This is a genomic window from Kitasatospora albolonga, assembly GCA_002082585.1.
Classification (GTDB): Bacteria; Actinomycetota; Actinomycetes; order Streptomycetales; family Streptomycetaceae; genus Streptomyces; species Streptomyces stephensoniae.
The window spans coordinates 5,962,792-5,980,889 of the sequence record CP020563.1 but is presented as its reverse complement, the minus strand read 5'-3'; the positions used below and the strand labels follow the sequence as shown (position 1 = coordinate 5,980,889).

The window sequence follows — 18,098 nt, the reverse complement described above, 5'->3', positions numbered from 1 at the left end:
ACCGTCAGGCGGGGCGGACGAGGCGGAGGAAGCGGGCGGGCCCGCCCCGGCCGCCGCTCACCCGCCCTTCTGGGTCCTGGCGCCCGGAACGGCGGCGGGCGGCCCGGCGGGCGAGCCCGGCCCGGCGGGCCTCGCGCTCGGCGTCGGCCCGGCGGATGAGCTCGGCGGAGGTGTTCCGGTACAGCTCGTACTCGTACATACGGTGCTCCCTGGTGACGGTCACAGCGGCGGGGAGGCCGGTCGGCCGGTCGGCCGGGGCGCTGTCTCCGCTGTGCCTCCACTCTCGTGGGCCAGGGGGTGCCGCCGCATCGGGCGAGTGCCACATCTGTACGGGGCCGGGGGCCTTAGGCGCGGGTGCCGTATGCCTTACTCGCCCTGCCTGGGGGCGCCTCGGGGACGTAGGACGGCGTAGGGCGGTGCAAGGGGGCGCGTCAGCCTGCGGGTGCGCCCGCGACGGGCAGGGCGAGGAACAGGTCGAAGTACATGCCCACGGAGATCAGCACACCGAGGGTGCCGAGGGCGGTACCGGCCAGCGCGACGGCCCGGACCCAGGCGGGCCGCGGCCTCGTGGCGGGGGTGCCGAAGGCGGGGCGGACCAGGACGAGGGCGCCGACGAGCAGAGCCAGTGCGGCGAAGACCCCGTTGACCAGGGCGGTGGCGTGCCAGGCGTCCCCGTAGATCGCGGAGATCTGCTGGGCCGCGCTGGAGCCGCCGGAGGTCTGGAGCTGGCCGATCAGGGTCTCGCGCTCGGCGGCGACCCGGCCGGACCAGGCGCCGGTGAGGGCGACGACGCCGAGGGCGGTGGAGACGACGGCCGCCGCGCCCGCGCCGACGCCGTGGCGGGCCTCGGTGAAGGGGCCGGGCTCCAGGTCGTCGTGCTCGGCGTCCTCGGTCCCGTCGTCCTCCGGTACGTGGTCCTCGGGGGCGGCGGCTGCGGGCGCGGCCTCCGACGGCGTACCGGTGGTGTCCTCCGTAACGGCGTCGGCGGGGTTGTCGGCCTCGGGGTCGGCGGCGGGCGTGGGCGTCTTGGAGGGGTTGGTGTTCATGTGCCGCACGCTAGGGGCCCCGGATGAGAGCCCTCTTAACGCGCGTGGTGAGTGCCCGGGGGTCAGCGGCCGGTGCGGGCCCGCCACTCCGGGGCGAGGACGGACCAGATCTCCGAGTCGTGGCGGACGCCCTGGTAGAGGTAGTTCTGGCGGATCACCCCGTCCCGGGTCATGCCCAGCCGCTGGGCGACCGCGATCGAGCGGGTGTTGGCGGCGGAGGCGTCCCACTCGACGCGGTGCATCCCGCGCTCGTACACCGCCCAGTCGATCAGGCGCTCGGCGGCGCGGGTGATCAGGCCCCGGCCCTGGGCGGCGGGCTCCAGCCAGACGCCGAGCTCACAGTTGCCCGACCGCGCGTCGAAGGTCTGGAACAGGACACCGCCGACGAGGGTGCCCTCCAGCCAGATGCCGCAGAGGCGTCCGGTGTCCGTCGCCTGCTTCTCCGCGTACCGCTGGAGCAGGGCGCGGGCCGAGTCCAGGTCGGTGGCGTAGGAGGCGAACGGAACCCACGGGTCCACCAGGTCGCGGGCCCGGTCCATGTGGGCGAGGAACTCCTCGGCGTGCCAGATCTCCAGCGGGCGCAGCTCCGCCCGGTGCTCGCTCAGGTCGTCACCGAGGGACAGGGCGAACATCGTGCTCCTCCTTTGCCGACGCGACGCCCTCTTCCCCGACGGCCTCTTCCCCGATGCCCTCTTCCGTGACGCGCGCCCCCGGGATCATCGCATGGTCCACCTCGGAGTCCGGCGGCTCGATGCTGATCCGGGGCAGCCGGCGGTCCAGCCAGCCCGGCAGCCACCAGTTGGCGCCGCCGAGCATGTGCATGAGTGCGGGGACCAGGAGGGTGCGCAGGACGAAGGCGTCCAGGGCGACGGCGGTGGCGAGCGCGATGCCGAACATGGCGATCACCCGGTCCCCGCTGAGCACGAAGGCGAGGAAGACGGAGATCATGATCACGGCGGCGGAGTTGATCACCCGGCTGGTCTCGGCGAGGCCGACCCGGACCGCGCGCCGGTTGTCGCCGGTCTCCAGCCACTCCTCGTACATCCGGCCGACCAGGAAGACCTGATAGTCCATGGAGAGCCCGAAGAGGACCGAGACCATGATCACGGGGAGGAAGGGTTCGATGGGCCCGGCGCTGCCGAGGCCGAGCAGCTCGCTCCCCCAGCCCCACTGGAAGACGGCGACGACGACGCCGAAGGAGGAGGCGACGGCGGCCACGTTCATGATCGCGGCCTTGACGGGGATGCCGATGGAGCGGAAGGCGAGGAGCAGGAGGAGGCAGCCGAGGCCGATGACGACCCCGACGAAGAGGGGCAGCTTGCCGACGATGATCTCGGCGAAGTCGTCGTAGCTCGCGGTCACTCCGCCGACGTACGCCTCCAGCGAGGTCGTCTCCTGGACCGGTGGCAGCACGTCGTCCCGGATGCGGTCGACCAGCTCGCTGGTCTCCTGCGACTGGGGCGCGGAGTCGGGGACGACGGTGAGGAAGGCGGTGTCGCCGCCGCCGTTGTACGTGACGGGGCTGACCGAGGCGACGCCCTCGGTCGTACGGAGCTTCTCGGGCAGCGCGTCCAGGGCGAGCCGGTCGTCCGCCCCGTCGAGCTGGGCGGCGATGGTGAGGGGGCCGTTGACGCCGGGCCCGAAGCCGTCCGCGATCAGGTCGTACGCCTGCCGGGTGGTGGCGGTGGCCGGGTTGTTGCCCTGGTCGGAGGTGCCGAGGTGGAGGCCGAGGGCGGGCAGGGCGAGGACGACCATGACGACGGTCGCGATCCCGCCGAGCAGCTTGGGGTGGCGCTCGACGAAGGCGGACCAGCGGGCGGCGAAGCCGGTGGGGAGCTCGGGCTGCGGTCCGTGCTCGGCGAGCCGGCGGCGTTCACGGCGGCTGAGGGCGCGCATCCCGATGAGGGAGAGCAGGGCGGGCAGCAGGGTGACGGAGGCGGCCACGGTCAGGACGACGGTGAGCGAGGCGGCGATGGCGACGCCATTGAGGAAGCTGAGCCGCAGGATCAGCATGCCGAGCAGGGCGATACAGACGGTGGCCCCGGCGAAGACGACCGCGCGGCCGGTGGTGGTGACGGCGTTCCGGGCCGCTTCGTCGACCGCCATGCCGCGCCGGAGCCCTCTGCGGTGCCGGGTGACGATGAAGAGGGCGTAGTCGATGCCGACGCCGAGCCCGATGAGCATGCCGAGCATCGGGGCGAAGTCCGCCACGGTCATCACATGGCCGAGCAGGACGATGCCTGCGTAGGCGGTGCCCACGGAGACCAGGGCGGTGGCGATCGGCAGCAGGCTGGCGGCGAGCGAGCCGAAGGCCAGGAAGAGGACCACGGCCGCGACGGCGACGCCGACCACTTCGGCGATATGGGCGGAGGGGGCCTCGGTGAGGGCGATGGCGGTGCCGCCCAGCTCGACCTGGAGCCCGTCGCTCTCGGCTTCCTTCGCGGTGTCCACGAGGGCCTGCGCCTGGGAGACGGGGATCTCGTCGGCGGGGCGGTCGAAGGTGACCGTGGCGTAGGCGGTGCGGCCGTCCTCGCTGATCTGCGCGGCCCCTTCGGCGCCGTACGGGCCGGTGACCGCGCCGACGCCGGGGAGGGCATCGATCGCGTGGAGGGTGCGGGTCATCGTCTGTTCGACGTCGGCGGCCCGGACCGTGGAGCCGGTGGTGTGCCAGACGACGGTGTCGGTGTCGCCGCCGAGGTCGGAGAAGCCGCGCGAGAGCAGCTCGGTGGCCCGGCCGGACTCGGTGCCGGGCACCTCGTAGTCGTTGGAGTACGCGGAGCCCGCGAACCCCGCCGCGGCGGCCGTACCGCCGAGGGCGGCGAGCCAGATGAGGATGGCGAGAAGACGGTGCTTGACGCACCAGCGGGCGATGGCAGCCAACGGACGAGCTCCCTGCGGGTTCGTGGACCTTTACCCGCAGATAACGTGATCTGCCCGCAAACGTCGCATGACCTGAGACCGCCACTCTCTCAGCAGAAAGTGATCCTTTGTCCCTTTCGTGGCCATGCTCACAGGGCCTGATCTGCTCCCTACATGGTGCAGATCAGGCCATCCTCGATAGGACTCAGCCGGAGACGCTCGCCCGGCCGTTCTCGATGTGCCCCATGAGCCGCCGCCGGAAGCCGTCCTCCCCGTCGGCCGTGACGGCGAGGTCGTACCAGCCGTGGGCGTCGGCCGCCGAGTGCACGACCGTACGGTGGCGGCCCGGCTTGACGGTGACGCGGCGGGTCCAGTCGCGCAGGTCGTCCTCGTCGGCGTAGCCGAGCGGCCGGACGAGGAAGGTCAGGGGGCGGCGGCCGGTGTTGCGCAGGGTGAGGTGGAGGTCGCGGTCGCGGGCGTCGGTCCGGGTGGTGACCTCGGCGCTCCCGGCGGCCGGTCCGGCGAACTCGCGCCGGAAGCCGTTCGGCCCGGTGACGGTGAAGCGGTACGTGTCCCCGGTCAGCGGTACGGTCCAGTGCCCGGCGCCCCGGACGTCCTGGTGGAGCGGGGCGGCGAACTCACCGGCGTACGGGTAGAGCGTGAAGTGCGCCGAGGACCGGCCGGTGTTCCCCAGCTCCACTCGCAGTGCGCCGCCCACCCGCCTGACCTGCGCGTCCGGCTGATACGGCAGCGGGCGCGCCGGGCGTACGCCGGGCTCCTGGACGGGGAGGCGCTGGTCGGCGGGGGGCCTGGGCTGCCAGCGTCCGCCGAACGGCGGGATCTCCCCGGGCGCCTGGACGGCGGGCTGCCGCCGGGTCCGGGTGAAGTCGAAGGCGGAGGTGAGGTCGCCGGTCACGCGCCGGCGCCAGTCGCTGATGTTGGGCTCCTTCACCCCGGTCCAGCGCTCCAGGAAGCGGATGACCGAGGTGTGGTCGAAGACCTCGGAGCAGACGTACCCGCCGACGGTCCACGGCGAGACGACGAGCAGCGGCACTCGGATGCCGAGGCCGGTCGGGCGGCCCTCCCACTGCTCGTCGGTCACCTCGGGCGGGGCGACGGGCGGCGGGACATGGTCGAAGAAGCCGTCGTTCTCGTCGTAGTTGATCAGTACGGCGGTGTGCCGCCAGACGTCCGGATGCTTCCCCAGCGCGTCCAGGATCTTGTAGACGATGGTGGCGCTGTGCACGGGCGAGGAGGTGCTCGGGTGCTCGGAGTCGATCGCCGAGGGCACCAGGTAGGAGACCTCGGGCAGCGTCCCGGCGGCCACGTCCCTGGCGAACGCGTCGGCGAGGGTCCCGGTCGGGACCCGGCGCAGCCCCCGCTCGAACAGGCTCCGCTCGTGCCGGGTGAGCGTGGCGACGCCCTCCTCCAGCAGCCCGAGCAGCCTGGCGCGCTCGGCCTCGGACGCGCCGCGCACCTTGGCGTAGAAGGCTTCCATGTAGGTGTGGCCGCCGGTCCTGGCCAGGGCCTTGCGGGCGATGGCCTTGAAGGTGGCGTAGAACTCGATCTGGTTGTCGGTGAAGTTCTCCCACTCCGTGTACGTCCGCCAGCTCCGCCCCGCCTGCTCCAGCCGCTCGGCGTAGGTGGACCAGTCGTAGCCGGGATGGCTGCCCTCGTTGTACGCGTCGTTGCCGACGGCCCGTTTCCCGTTCGCCTCGAAGCCGGTCCTCCCGCTCCAGAGGTGGTTGCGGTTGGGGCTGGTGGAGGTGTGGATCGAGGAGTGGTACGCGTCGCAGACGGTGAACGTGTCGGCCAGCTCGTAGTGGAGCGGGATGTCACGGCGGTCGTAGTACGCCATCGTCGCCGCGGTCTTGGCGCTGATCCAGCCGTTCATCCAGCCGCCGCCCCAGGCTTTCGCGCCGCCGTTCCAGGAGTGGTCGAGGGCGCCGATGTACTGGAGGTCCTTCTTCTGCTCCTCGGCCGCGCCGCGCACCGGGAAGGGCAGCACAGCGGCGCCGGACGCGCCGGGCTGCTCGAAGACGGTGCCCCCGGTGGGCAGCTCGATGGCATTGCGGTCGCCGAAGCCGCGTACGCCGCGCAGGGTGCCGAAGTAGTGGTCGAAGGAACGGTTCTCCTGCATGAGGATCACCACGTGCTTGATGGCCCCGAGCCCGCCGGACCCCGCCGCGTGGGCGGGCTGCGCGGCGATGGCTGCCTGGAGCGACGGCGGCAGGAACGATCCGGCCGCAGCGGCGCCGAGCGCGCCCCCGCCGAGGGCGAAGAGCCGCCGCCGTGACATGTCCGTGGTCAAAAGAGCCTCCCGGGTATCGGTGGTTACAGCCGGGAAGCTAGTGAGGTCAGGTGGCGTCGGGAAGGACTGCGTACGGCCCGGTGGTGAACGTCCAAGAGGCCGGACGAGAAGTCCAAGAGGCGCCCTACACCCCGATGAGGTGCAGCGACGCCCACAGCGCCAGGGTCGAGGCGAGGAGCGTCGCCGGTACGGTCGCGAGTCCCAGCCGGGTGAAACGGCCGAGTTCGGGCGCGTCCCCGTGGGCGTGCAGGATGCGGCGCCAGAGGAGGGTGGCGAGCGATCCGACGTAGGTGAGGTTGGGGCCGATGTTCACCCCGATCAGCGCGGCCAGCAGCGGTCCCGGCCCGGCCGCCGCGACGATCGGGAGCAGCGCGAGGATCGCGGGCAGGTTGTTGATCAGGTTGGCCAGCAGCGCCGCGACCACGGCGACGCCGAGCAGCGCGGGGAGCGTGTCGCCGTCGGGCAGAAGGGCGGCGATCCCGTCCCCGAGGCCGTTGTCGACGACCGCCTTCACGACGACGCCGAGGGCGAGGACGAAGAGGCAGAACAGCGGGTTGGCCGAGCGGACGACGGCGGCGGGCGTGGTCTCCCGCCTGGCCAGCGCCCGTACGGCGAGGACCGCCGCCCCCGCCAGCGCGGCCCACAGCGGCTCGGCTCCCGCGAACGAGGTGACGACGAACCCGGCCAGGGTCAGCGCCAGCACGACGAGCGTGAAGACGGGTACGGGCGTGCGCTCCGCCCCGGGCTCCGGCGCGTGCGCCCCGGCAGCCAGGTCGTCCCGGAACGCGCGCCGGAACACGACGTACTCCACGGCGATCGCGGCCAGCCACGGCAGCGCCATCAGCGCGGCGAACCGGGTGAAGGAGAGGCCGCTCGCGGTGAACGCCAGAAGGTTGGTGAGGTTGGAGACGGGGAGCAGGAGGGAGGCGGAGTTGGCGAGGTGCGCGCAGGCGTAGACGTACGGGCGCGGCCGCGCGCCGACCCGGGCGGCGGTGGCGAGGACGACCGGGGTGAGCAGGACGACGGTGGCGTCCAGGCTGAGCACGGCGGTGACGAGCGCGGCCACCCCGAAGACCCCGCCGAGCAGCGGCCGGGTCTGCCCCCGGCAGGCACGGGCGACCCAGTCCCCGGCGGCCCGGAAGAGCCCCTCGTCCGCGCAGAGCTGGGCCAGCACGAGGATCGCGGCGAGGAACCCGACGACGGGCAGCAGCTCCCCCACCTGTTCCCGCGCCTCGGGCCAGGACACCGCCCCGAGCCCTACGACGAGCCCGGCGGCGGGCAGCGCGACGGTCGCCTCCGGCAGGCCCCGTGGGCGGACGACGGCGAAGGCGAGCACGCCCAGGAGGAGGGCGAGGGAGACGATCTCGGCGGGGACGGTGTTCAGGGGGCTCTCGTGGGGTCTCAGGGCCGTGCGGACGGCGGGATGGTCCGGGGGCGGGCGCTCTCGTGGGTTGCTCGGACGGCGGGGTGGTTCCGGGGGCTCTCCCAGAGGCGGGAAGGGGCGGCGGGACGGCTGCCCGGCGCGAGCGGGTCCCGCACGGCTGAAGGGGCGGTGCGCCCCCGCGTACGTGCGTACGGGTGGTGCACCGCCCCTTCGGGGACGATCAGGTGATCAGCCCTCGACGCCGAGCTTCTCCAGGATCAGCTCGCGCACGCGCGCCGCGTCCGCCTGGCCCCGGGTGGCCTTCATGACCGCGCCGACGAGCGCGCCCGCCGCCGCGACCTTGCCGCCGCGGATCTTGTCCGCGATGGCCGCGTTGCCCGCGATGGCCTCGTCGACGGCCGTGGACAGCGCGCCCTCGTCCGAGACGACCTTCAGGCCGCGCTTCTCGACGACGGTGTCCGGGTCGCCCTCGCCCGCGAGGACGCCCTCGATGACCTGGCGGGCCAGCTTGTCGTTGAGGTCGCCCGCCGCGACGAGCGCGGCCACCCGGGCGACCTGCGCCGGGGTGATCGGCAGCTCGTCCAGGCCGCGGCCGGTCTCGTTGGCGTTACGGGCCAGCTCGCCCATCCACCACTTGCGGGCCTGGTCCGAGGGGGCGCCCGCCTCGGTCGTGGCGACGATCAGGTCGACCGCGCCCGCGTTGAGGATGGACTGCATGTCGTGCTCGGAGACGCCCCACTCCTCCTTGAGCCGTGCCCGGCGGACCCGGGGCAGCTCGGGGAGGCCCTTGCGCAGCTCCTCGACCCACTCGCGCGCGGGCGCGACGGGGACCAGGTCCGGCTCGGGGAAGTAGCGGTAGTCCTCGGCGTTGTCCTTGATGCGGCCGGCCGTGGTGGAGCCGTCCTCCTCGTGGAAGTGCCGGGTCTCCTGCACAATCGTGCCGCCCGAGGACAGCACCGCCGCGTGGCGCTGGATCTCGAAGCGCGCGGCCCGCTCGACGGAACGCAGCGAGTTCACGTTCTTCGTCTCGGAGCGGGTACCGAACGTCTCGGTGCCGTTGGGGCGCAGCGACAGGTTGACGTCGCAGCGCATCTGGCCCATCTCCATGCGCGCCTCGGAGACCCCGAGGGCCTTGATCAGCTCGCGGAGCTCGGCGACGTACGCCTTGGCGACCTCGGGGGCACGCGCGCCCGCTCCCTCGATCGGCTTGGTGACGATCTCGATGAGCGGGATGCCCGCCCGGTTGTAGTCGAGCAGGGAGTGGGACGCGCCGTGGATACGGCCGGTGGCGCCGCCGACGTGGGTCGACTTGCCGGTGTCCTCCTCCATGTGGGCGCGCTCGATCTCCACGCGGAAGATCTCGCCGTCCTCCAGCTGGACGTCCAGATAGCCGTTGAAGGCGATCGGCTCGTCGTACTGGGAGGTCTGGAAGTTCTTCGGCATGTCCGGATAGAAGTAGTTCTTCCGGGCGAAGCGGCACCACTCGGCGATCTCGCAGTGCAGCGCGAGACCGATCTTGATGGCCGACTCCACGCCGATCTCGTTGACGACCGGCAGCGCGCCGGGCAGTCCGAGACAGACCGGACAGGTCTGGGAGTTGGCGCCCTGCTTCAGCTCCGTGGAGCAGCCGCAGAACATCTTCGTCTTTGTGCCGAGTTCGACATGGACTTCGAGGCCCATGACGGGGTCGTAGGACGCGAGCGCGTCCTCGTACGACACCAGGTCGGTGACAGTCACGGTGAAACTTTCCCTCTCAGCCCAGCAGAACGTCGTCGTCGCCGAGACGCTTCAGTTCGCGATAGAGGATCGCGAGTCCGGTGACGATGGCGGCCGCGGAGACCGCCGCGTCGACGAGCCGCAGCACGTCGTTGTCCTGACGGGCGAGCTTCGCCTGCTTGGCGATGCTGATCGCGCCGAACGCGGTACTGCCGAGCGAGACGTACAGCCCGGTCTTGGACTTCTTGAAGTTACTGGCCTTCTTTGCCATGGCGGTCACAGCGACGGAGCCTCCTCAAGCAGCGGGTGCCCCCACTTTTCCACGAAGGCGGCCTCGACGGCCGCGCCGACCTTGTAGAGCCGGTCGTCCTTCATGGCGGGGGCGATGATCTGCAGTCCGACCGGCAGGCCGTCCTCCGGGGCCAGGCCGCAGGGAAGCGACATGGCGGAGTTGCCGGCCAGGTTGGTGGGAATGGTGCACAGGTCCGCGAGGTACATCGCCATCGGGTCGTCGGCGCGCTCGCCGATCGGGAAGGCGGTGGTCGGGGTCGTCGGGGAGACGATCACGTCGACCTGCTCGAATGCCTTCTCGAAGTCCTGGGTGATGAGGGTGCGGACCTTCTGGGCGGAGCCGTAGTACGCGTCGTAGTAGCCGGAGCTCAGCGCGTACGTGCCCAGGATGATGCGGCGCTTGACCTCGTCGCCGAAGCCCGCCTCGCGGGTGAGCGCGGTGACCTCCTCTGCCGACTTCGTGCCGTCGTCGCCGACCCGCAGGCCGTAGCGCATGGCGTCGAAGCGGGCCAGGTTGGAGGAGCACTCGGAGGGCGCGATCAGGTAGTACGCGGAGAGCGCCAGGTCGAAGGACGGGCAGTCCAGCTCCACGATGTCGGCGCCGAGCGACTTCAGCAGCTCGACCGACTCGTCGAACCGCTGGAGGACGCCCGCCTGGTAGCCCTCGCCGCGGAACTGCTTGACGACACCGACGCGCATGCCCTGGACGGAGCCGTTGCGGGCGGCCTCGACGACCGGTGGGACCGGGGCGTCGATGGAGGTGGAGTCCAGCGGGTCGTGCCCGGCGATGGCCTCGTGGAGCAGCGCCGCGTCCAGGACCGTACGGGCGCAGGGCCCGCCCTGGTCGAGGGAGGACGAGAAGGCGACCATGCCGTAGCGGGAGACGCCGCCGTAGGTGGGCTTGACGCCGACCGTGCCGGTGACGGCGGCGGGCTGGCGGATCGAGCCGCCGGTGTCCGTGCCGATGGCGAGCGGGGCCTCGTAGGAGGCGAGGGCGGCGGAGGAGCCGCCGCCGGAGCCGCCGGGGATACGGGTGAGGTCCCAGGGGTTGCCGGTGGGGCCGTAGGCGCTGTTCTCGGTGGAGGACCCCATGGCGAACTCGTCCATGTTGGTCTTGCCGAGGATGACGACGTCGGCGGCGCGCAGCTTCTGCGTCAGCGTGGCGTCGTACGGCGGGACCCAGCCCTCGAGGATCTTGGAACCGACGGTGGTCGGCATGTCCTTGGTGGTGAAGATGTCCTTCAGCGCGAGCGGGACACCGGCCAGCGGGCCGAGCTTCTCGCCCGCCTCGCGCTTGGCGTCCACGGCACGGGCCTGGGCGAGCGCGCCCTCGCGGTCGACGTGCAGGAAGGCGTGGACCTTCTCGTCGACGGCCTCGATCCGGGCGAGGTGCGCCTCGGTGACCTCGACGGCGGTGAGTTCGCCGGAGGCGATCTTCGCGGCGATCTCGGCCGCGGTGAGCTTGATGATGTCCGTCATGGCGGTTAGTCCTCCCCCAGGATCTGCGGCACCTTGAAACGCTGCTGCTCCTGGGCCGGGGCGCCGGAGAGCGCCTGCTCGGGGGTGAGCGACGGACGGACCTCGTCCGCGCGCATGACGTTGGTCAGCGGCAGCGGGTGGGAGGTCGGCGGTACGTCTTGGTCGGCGACCTCGGAGACGCGGGCGACCGCGCCGATGATGTCGTCGAGCTGACCGGCGAAGTGATCGAGCTCTTCGCCCTTCAGCTCCAGACGCGCCAGCCGGGCGAGGTGGGCGACCTCCTCGCGCGTGATGCCAGGCATGCAGCGATCCTCAGGGGTTGGTGTGTGGTTTTGGCCCCAATCCTATGGGGTCCCCTGCGGCCGGGTACCCCACCCCGATCGGCCCACCCTTTTTGCCCGGACCGCCGCCGCGCCTCAGGCCGTCGCCGGGCCCGAGACCGTGCGGCCCTGGGCCGGGTGCGGGTGCTGTTCCGGGTCCGGCTTGCCGTTCGCCGCTGCCGCTGCCGCCTGGGCCTCCAGTTCGGCGGGGCGGCGCCAGCCGTGCTCGTCGCGCGCCCGGAGCCAGGCCGTCGTCTCCTGGGGCGGCATCGCCGCCGCCACCAGCCAGCCCTGCACCGCGTCGCACCGCAGGTCCCGCAGCCGCTCCCAGGTCTCGTCGTCCTCGACGCCCTCCGCGACGACGACCAGGCCGAGCGAGTGGGCCAGGTCGATCGTGCAGCGGACGATCTCGCCGTCCTCGTGGTCCAGGGCGAGGCGGGCCACGAAGGAGCGGTCGATCTTCAGCTCGCTCACGGGCAGCCTGCGCAGATGGACGAGGGAGGAGTACCCCGTACCGAAGTCGTCCAGGGACATCTTCACGCCGTGCGCCGTCAGCCCGGCGAGGGTGTCGGCGGCCCGCTGCGGGTCCTCCAGCAGCACATGCTCGGTGATCTCCAGCTGGAGCGCCGAGGCCGGGACGCCGTGCCGGGCGAGCCGGGCGGCGACCCCGCCCGCGAAGCCGGGGGTGTGGACGTCGCGCGGGGACACGTTGACCGCGACCGGCACGAACAGGCCCTGCGCCCGCCACCGGGCGACCTGGGCGAGCGCGGTCTCCAGCACGTACTCCGTGAGGTGCGGCATCAGGCCGGAGGACTCCGCGATGGCGATGAACTCGTCCGGGGGGACCCGGCCGCGCTCCGGGTGCACCCAGCGCACCAGTGCCTCCAGACCGGCGACCTGCCCGTCGAAGCGGACCTTGGGCTGGTAGTGCAGCTCGACGTCGCCCGCGTCCAGCGCCCGGCGCAGATCGCCCAGCAGTCCCAGCCGGTCGGGGGTGTTGCTGTCCCGCTTCGACTCGTAGACCTCCACGCCCGTACGGTCGCGCTTGGCCTGGTACATCGCGACGTCCGCGCGGCGCAGCAGCCCCTCGGCGTCCAGCGCGTGGTCCGGGTAGACCGCCACCCCGGCGCTGGCCTCCAGCACGAGGATCAGCCCGTCCAGGTCGAGCGGCGAGGACAGCTCGGCGACCAGGTGACGGGCCACCCGCTGGGCGCTGGTGGTCGAGTCGGCCTGCGGCAGCAGTACGGCGAACTCGTCACCGCCGAGCCGGGCCGCCTCCGCGCCGGGCGGCAGGGCGAGGCGCAGGCGTTCCGCTATCTGGAGCAGCAGCCGGTCACCGGCGAGGTGGCCGAGCGTGTCGTTGACGGCGCGGAAGCGGTCCAGGTCGATCAGGACGAGACCCGACCTGGTCCCCACGCTCTCGGCGTCCTCCAGCGCCGACCAGGTCCGCTCCAGCAGCCACTGGCGGTTGGGCAGTCCGGTCAGCGGGTCGCGGAGCTGCTCCTCGGCGCGGGCGCGGGCGATCCAGAGCGTGGAGTCCAGGGCGATCAGCGGCACCGCGAAGAGCGGCAGCACGACGGGCATGGACATCGCGACGACGCAGATCAGCGGGGCGAGCCCGAGCAGGGCGACGGCGACGAGCCCCTGACGGAGCAGGGCGGTACGGGCGATGGTGGGCAGCCCGCCGTTCTGGGGCGCTCTCGCGTACCACAGCAGGACCCGGGTGACGAGCAGGTACGTGGACGCCGTCAGGAGCAGTTCCGGTACGGCGGCGATGCCCCAGTCGAGTGGCAGCCAGGGCCGCTCCACGGTCGGCACCACACCGAAGGCCGCCAGCACGAGCGCCGCCGCCGCGATGCCGAGGATGTCCACCGCACCGTGCAGGAGCCCCTGCCACCAGCGGTGTCTGCGGGCGCTCCCGACGAGCACCACGACGACCAGGCTGACCAGTCCGGCGGGCAGCCAGCCGTAGAGCAGCAGTACGGCGAGGGTGAGGGCGGCGCCGGAGCCGGTGCCGCCCCACCAGCGGTCGCGGCCGAGCGCGACCAGATGGCCGACGATGATTCCGGTGAGCACGGCGAGCGACCAGCCGACGGCACCGTCCGGGAAGAGGGCGTGGCCGTCCCGCACCGTCCGGTAGAAGCCGACCCCCAGCAGTAACGCGGCGATCCCTATGGCGGCGGCGCCCACGGGGGAGGTGAGTCCGACGAAACCTTGCAGCCGCGACACCGGGGCGGCGCTCTCGGTCGGTTTCATTCCGTCCCTCTCACAGCCGGCGGTGCCGAAGCCCTCGGTGGCCCCCGCTCCCTGGCCCGCACCGCCCCGGGCGGGCGGCCGGTGCACGGCAGGCGCTACCCCTCAACAGTAGGCCGCGAAGGGCTTCCAGGGGCAGCGCTCTACAGCTCTTGCCGAAGGCGAACCGACGACCCGTCACCATCTGCTATGCGCCGAACGGGTGAATCGGTGGGGCCGTTCGGGGTCCGGCCGACCTTTCTCGGCCTCTCTGCCCCGTTTCTTCCCCACCGGAGCCGCGCCACGCCGGGGCATCGTCTCGAAGTCGTCTCGATACGGCGAACAGCGGATGTCCGGGTGTGGCGCGGGGCCGGGAGCGCTACTCCGATGCGGCCCCCGGCTCCGTTCCCCCCGCCTCCGCCCCGGTCTCCATCTCCGCTTCCGCCTCTTCCTCCCCCGGTACGGGCAGGGCCGCCTCCCGTGCCGCGTCGGGGCCCTGCTCGAGCAGCACGGCGAAACCGGCCTCGTCCAGCACGGGGACCTTCAGCTGCATGGCCTTGTCGTACTTGGAGCCGGGGTTGTCGCCGACGACCACGAACGCGGTCTTCTTCGACACCGATCCGGTGACCTTCGCCCCGAGGCTCTGGAGCGCCTCCTTGGCGCCGTCCCGGGTGTGGGAGGCGAGGGTGCCGGTGACGACGACGGTGAGGCCGTCGAGGGGGCGGGGGCCCTCGTCCTCGTCCGATCCCTCGTCGGCCATCCTGACCCCGGCCGCACGCCACTTGCGCAGGATCTCGCGGTGCCAGTCCTCGGCGAACCACTGCTTCACGGAGGCGGCGATGATGGGGCCGACGCCGTCCGCGTCGGCCAGCTCCTGCTCGGTGGCCTCGTCGATGCGGTCGATGGAGCGGAACTGGCGGGCCAGCTCCTGGGCGGCGACCGGTCCGACGTGCCGGATGGAGAGCCCGGTGAGGATACGGGCCAGCGGCGCCTCCTTCGCGGCGGCGATGCCCTCCAGCATGGCCACCGCGTTCTTCTTCGGCTCACCCTGCTTGTTGGCGAAGACCGTCGCGATCTTCTCCTCGCCGGTCTTCGGGTCGCGCTTGGGCAGCCCGCTGTCCTGGTCGAGGACGTACGCCCGGATCGGCAGCAACTGCTCGATGGTGAGGTCGAACAGGCCGCTCTCGTCCTTCAGGACCGGCTCGGCGGGCTCCAGGGGCCGGGTGAGGGCGGCGGCGGCCACATAGCCGAAGTGGTCGATGTCCAGGCTCTTGCGCCCGGCGAGATAGAAGACCCGCTCGCGCAACTGGGCGGGACAGGTGCGGGCGTTGGGGCAGCGGAGGTCGATGTCGGCCTCCTTCATCGGGCGCAGCTCCGTACCGCACTCGGGGCAGTGCGTCGGCATCTCGAACGGCTTCTCGGTGCCGTCGCGCAGATCGACCACCGGGCCGAGGATCTCCGGGATGACATCGCCCGCCTTGCGCAGGACCACGGTGTCGCCGATCAGGACGCCCTTGGCCTTGACCACCTCCTGGTTGTGGAGGGTGGCGAACTCGACCTCGGAACCGGCCACTTCGACCGGCTCGACCTGGGCGTACGGCGTGACGCGGCCGGTGCGGCCGACGCCGACGCGGATGTTGACCAGCTTGGTGTTGACCTCTTCGGGGGCGTACTTCCAGGCGATGGCCCAGCGCGGGGCGCGCGAGGTGGAGCCCAGGCGCCCCTGGAGCGGGATCTCGTCGAGCTTGACGACGACCCCGTCGATCTCGTGCTCCACGGAGTGCCGGTGCTCGCCGAAGTGCGCGATGAACTCCCGTACGCCTTCGATGGAGTCGACGACCTTGTTGTGCCGGGCGGTGGGCAGGCCCCAGGAGTGGAGGAGCCCGTACGCCTGGGAGAGGCGGTCGATGCTCAGGCCCTCGTGGGCGCCGATGCCGTGCACCACCATGTGCAGCGGGCGGGTGGCGGTGACCTTGGGGTCCTTCTGGCGCAGCGAGCCGGCCGCCGCGTTGCGCGGGTTGGCGAACGGCTTGTCCTCGGCGGCCACCAGCCGGGCGTTCAGCTCCTCGAAGCCTTCCATCGGGAAGAAGACCTCGCCCCGGATCTCGACCAGCGCGGGGATGTTCTCCCCCTGGAGCCGGTGCGGGATCTCCGCGATGGTGCGGACGTTGGGGGTGATGTCCTCGCCGGTACGGCCGTCGCCCCGGGTCGCCGCCCGGGTCAGCCGGCCGTGCTCGTAGGTGAGGTTGACGGCGAGCCCGTCCACCTTGAGCTCGCACAGGAAGTGGTGGTCGGGCGTGCCGACGTCCTTGGCGACGCGCTCCGCCCAGGCGGCCAGCTCCTCGTCGTCGAAGGCGTTGTCCAGGGAGAGCATGCGCTCGCGGTGCTCGACGGAGGTGAACTCCGTGATGTAGGGCCCCGCCACCTTCTGCGTCGGGGAGTCCGGCGTCCGGAGCTGGGGATACTCCTCCTCCAGCGCTTCCAGGGAGCGCATCAGCCGGTCGAACTCGGCGTCGCTGACGACCGGCTGGTCCTTCACGTAATACCGGAAGCGGTGCTCCTCGATCTGCTCGGCCAGCAGCGCGTGCGTCTCCCGCACGCCCGCCGGAACCGAACTCTCCTGCTCCACCCGCTCTTCGCCCGCCATCGTCCCGTCCTCCTGTGTACCCGTCGTCCCCGTCACTCAGGGTTGTCCGCGAGCGACCTCGCCGCCCGGGCGCTGTGGGCGAGCGCGGTACGGGCGTACGCGGGCGATGCCCCCGCGAGACCGCACGACGGGGTGACCGTGACGGACTCGGCGAGAGTCCCCGGATTCAGCCCCAGCCTGCTCCACAGCGTCCTGACCCCCATGACGCTACCGCCCGGGTCTGACAATGGCCCCGTTGCCGCGTCGGTGGAGGGCACCACACCCAGGAACAGCTGGGTACCGCTCTCGACGGCTTCCCCGATCGCCTCCTCCTCACGCTCCGTGAGCAAGGCGAAGTCGAACGAGATTCCGGCGGCCCCGGCCCGGCGCAGCAGCGCGAACGGCACCTCGGGGGCGCAGGAGTGGACGATCGCCGTCCCCTCCTCGCCCACGACGGCGAGGACGTCACGCAGGGCCGACTCGACGATCTGGCGGTCCACCGCGCGGTAGGTGCGGTAGCCGCTGGCGGAGCGGACCCGGCCGCGCAGGACGGCGGTCAGGGAGGGCTCGTCCAGCTGGAGGACGACCTCGGTCCCGGGCATCCGGCGCCGCACCTCGGCGAGGTGGGCGCGGAGCCCCTCGGCCAGCGAACCGGCCAGGTCGCGGCAGGCCCCGGCGTCGGCCAGCATGGCTTCGCCGCCGCGCAGTTCGAGGGCGGCGGCCAGGGTCCACGGGCCGACCGCCTGGACCTTGAGGAGTCCCTCGTACCCCTGGGTGAACTCCTCCAGGGCGTCCAGGTCCTCCCCCAGCCAGGAGCGGGCGCGGCGGGTGTCGCGGCCGGGCCGGTCGCTGATCCGCCAGCCGCTCGGCTCGACGTGTCCGTACATCTCGACGAGCATGCCGACGGTCCGGCCGATCATGTCCGCGCCCGGCCCGCGCGCCGGCAGCTCCGCCAGGTGCGGCATGCCCCGGCCATCGGCGAAGGAGCCGGTGACGGTCTTCGCCGCCTCCCTCGCGTCTCCCCCGGGCATCGACCCGATGCCGGTCGCCGGGCAGCCGCTCAACTTGTTCTTCTCGCTCACGCGGGAAGCCTACGGTCCCGGGCGGGACACCGGCGCGAGGGGGCTTCAGCGGCCGGGGCGGACCGTCAGGTCGTTGACCTCGGCGTCGCGCGGCAGATCGATCGCCATCAGGATCGTGGTGGCCACCGACTCGGGGTCGATCCAGCGCTCCGCGTCGTACTCCTTGCCCTCCTGCTGGTGCACCTTGGCCTGCATGGGGCTGGCGGTGCGCCCGGGGTAGACGGAGGTGACGCGCACCCCGTTGCCGTGCTCCTCGTGGCGCAGCGAGTCGGCGAGCGCCTTGAGGCCGTGCTTGCTCGCGGCGTACGCGCTCCACCCGGCGTGGGCGTTGAGCCCGGCGCCGGAGTTCACGAACAGGACGTGGCCCTGGGCGGCGCGGAGCTGCGGGATGAGGAGGCGGGTGATCTCGGCGGGGGCGATCAGGTTGGCGTTGAGCTGGAAGTGCCAGGACTTGGGGGTGAGCTCGCCGACCGTACCGAGCTCGACGACGCCCGCGATGTGCAGGAGGGTGTCGATCCGCTCGGGCATGGGCTGCTGGCCGAACGCCCAGGAGAGCCGGTCGGGGTTGCCGAGGTCGCCGACGAGGGTCCGCGCGCCCGGGTAGCGGTCGGCGAACTCCTTGGCGCGACCGGCGTCACGGGCGAGCAGGACGAGGTCGTCACCGCGCTCCAGGAGGCGGCGGGCGACAGCGGCCCCGATGCCGGAACCGGCGCCGGTGATGAGGTGGGTAGGCATGGGGCGATCCTAGGTGG

At 72.3% G+C, this 18,098-nt stretch carries 14 protein-coding genes; all 14 read right to left on the bottom strand.

Annotation, left to right across the window (positions count from 1 at the left end):
* Positions 1-4 precede the first annotated feature (4 nt).
* A complete protein-coding gene (locus B7C62_26595; GenBank protein ARF75423.1) occupies positions 5-199 on the bottom strand; it encodes a hypothetical protein in 195 nt (64 codons plus the stop codon).
* A gap of 232 nt (positions 200-431) precedes the next feature.
* Complete coding sequence (locus B7C62_26590) at positions 432-1,046, bottom strand: hypothetical protein (protein ID ARF75422.1); 615 nt, start codon at positions 1,044-1,046, stop codon at positions 432-434.
* 62 nt (positions 1,047-1,108) lie between these two features.
* Positions 1,109-1,678, bottom strand: coding sequence for a GNAT family N-acetyltransferase (locus B7C62_26585; protein ARF75421.1), 570 nt, complete (start codon positions 1,676-1,678; stop codon positions 1,109-1,111).
* Positions 1,656-3,926 (bottom strand): hypothetical protein, encoded by a 2,271-nt coding sequence (locus B7C62_26580; GenBank protein ARF75420.1) that lies wholly within the window; start codon positions 3,924-3,926, stop codon positions 1,656-1,658. The genes B7C62_26585 and B7C62_26580 overlap by 23 nt, the downstream gene beginning before the upstream one ends.
* Positions 3,927-4,110: 184 nt before the next feature.
* On the bottom strand, positions 4,111-6,216 hold the full coding sequence (locus B7C62_26575; GenBank protein ID ARF75419.1) for a phospholipase C, phosphocholine-specific: 2,106 nt from the start codon (positions 6,214-6,216) through the stop codon (positions 4,111-4,113).
* Positions 6,217-6,340: 124 nt separating this feature from the next.
* On the bottom strand, positions 6,341-7,558 hold the full coding sequence (locus B7C62_26570) for an arsenic transporter (protein ARF75418.1): 1,218 nt from the start codon (positions 7,556-7,558) through the stop codon (positions 6,341-6,343).
* A 270-nt stretch (positions 7,559-7,828) separates the two neighbouring features.
* A complete protein-coding gene (locus tag B7C62_26565) occupies positions 7,829-9,337 on the bottom strand; it encodes an aspartyl/glutamyl-tRNA amidotransferase subunit B (protein ID ARF75417.1) in 1,509 nt (502 codons plus the stop codon).
* A 16-nt stretch (positions 9,338-9,353) separates the two neighbouring features.
* Complete coding sequence (locus B7C62_26560) at positions 9,354-9,596, bottom strand: hypothetical protein (protein ARF75416.1); 243 nt, start codon at positions 9,594-9,596, stop codon at positions 9,354-9,356.
* Complete coding sequence (locus B7C62_26555; GenBank protein ID ARF75415.1) at positions 9,593-11,086, bottom strand: aspartyl/glutamyl-tRNA amidotransferase subunit A; 1,494 nt, start codon at positions 11,084-11,086, stop codon at positions 9,593-9,595. Before B7C62_26555 ends, B7C62_26560 begins: the two co-directional genes overlap by 4 nt.
* A gap of 5 nt (positions 11,087-11,091) precedes the next feature.
* On the bottom strand, positions 11,092-11,388 hold the full coding sequence (locus tag B7C62_26550) for an aspartyl/glutamyl-tRNA(Asn/Gln) amidotransferase subunit C (GenBank protein ID ARF75414.1): 297 nt from the start codon (positions 11,386-11,388) through the stop codon (positions 11,092-11,094).
* A 114-nt stretch (positions 11,389-11,502) separates the two neighbouring features.
* Complete coding sequence (locus B7C62_26545) at positions 11,503-13,662, bottom strand: GGDEF-domain containing protein (protein ID ARF77386.1); 2,160 nt, start codon at positions 13,660-13,662, stop codon at positions 11,503-11,505.
* A 355-nt stretch (positions 13,663-14,017) separates the two neighbouring features.
* Positions 14,018-16,285, bottom strand: coding sequence for a DNA ligase (NAD(+)) LigA (locus tag B7C62_26540; GenBank protein ARF75413.1), 2,268 nt, complete (start codon positions 16,283-16,285; stop codon positions 14,018-14,020).
* Positions 16,286-16,317: 32 nt separating this feature from the next.
* On the bottom strand, positions 16,318-17,346 hold the full coding sequence (locus B7C62_26535) for a methionine synthase (GenBank protein ARF75412.1): 1,029 nt from the start codon (positions 17,344-17,346) through the stop codon (positions 16,318-16,320).
* A gap of 45 nt (positions 17,347-17,391) precedes the next feature.
* A complete protein-coding gene (locus B7C62_26530; GenBank protein ARF75411.1) occupies positions 17,392-18,081 on the bottom strand; it encodes a short chain dehydrogenase in 690 nt (229 codons plus the stop codon).
* Between the last annotated feature and the right edge of the window lie 17 nt (positions 18,082-18,098).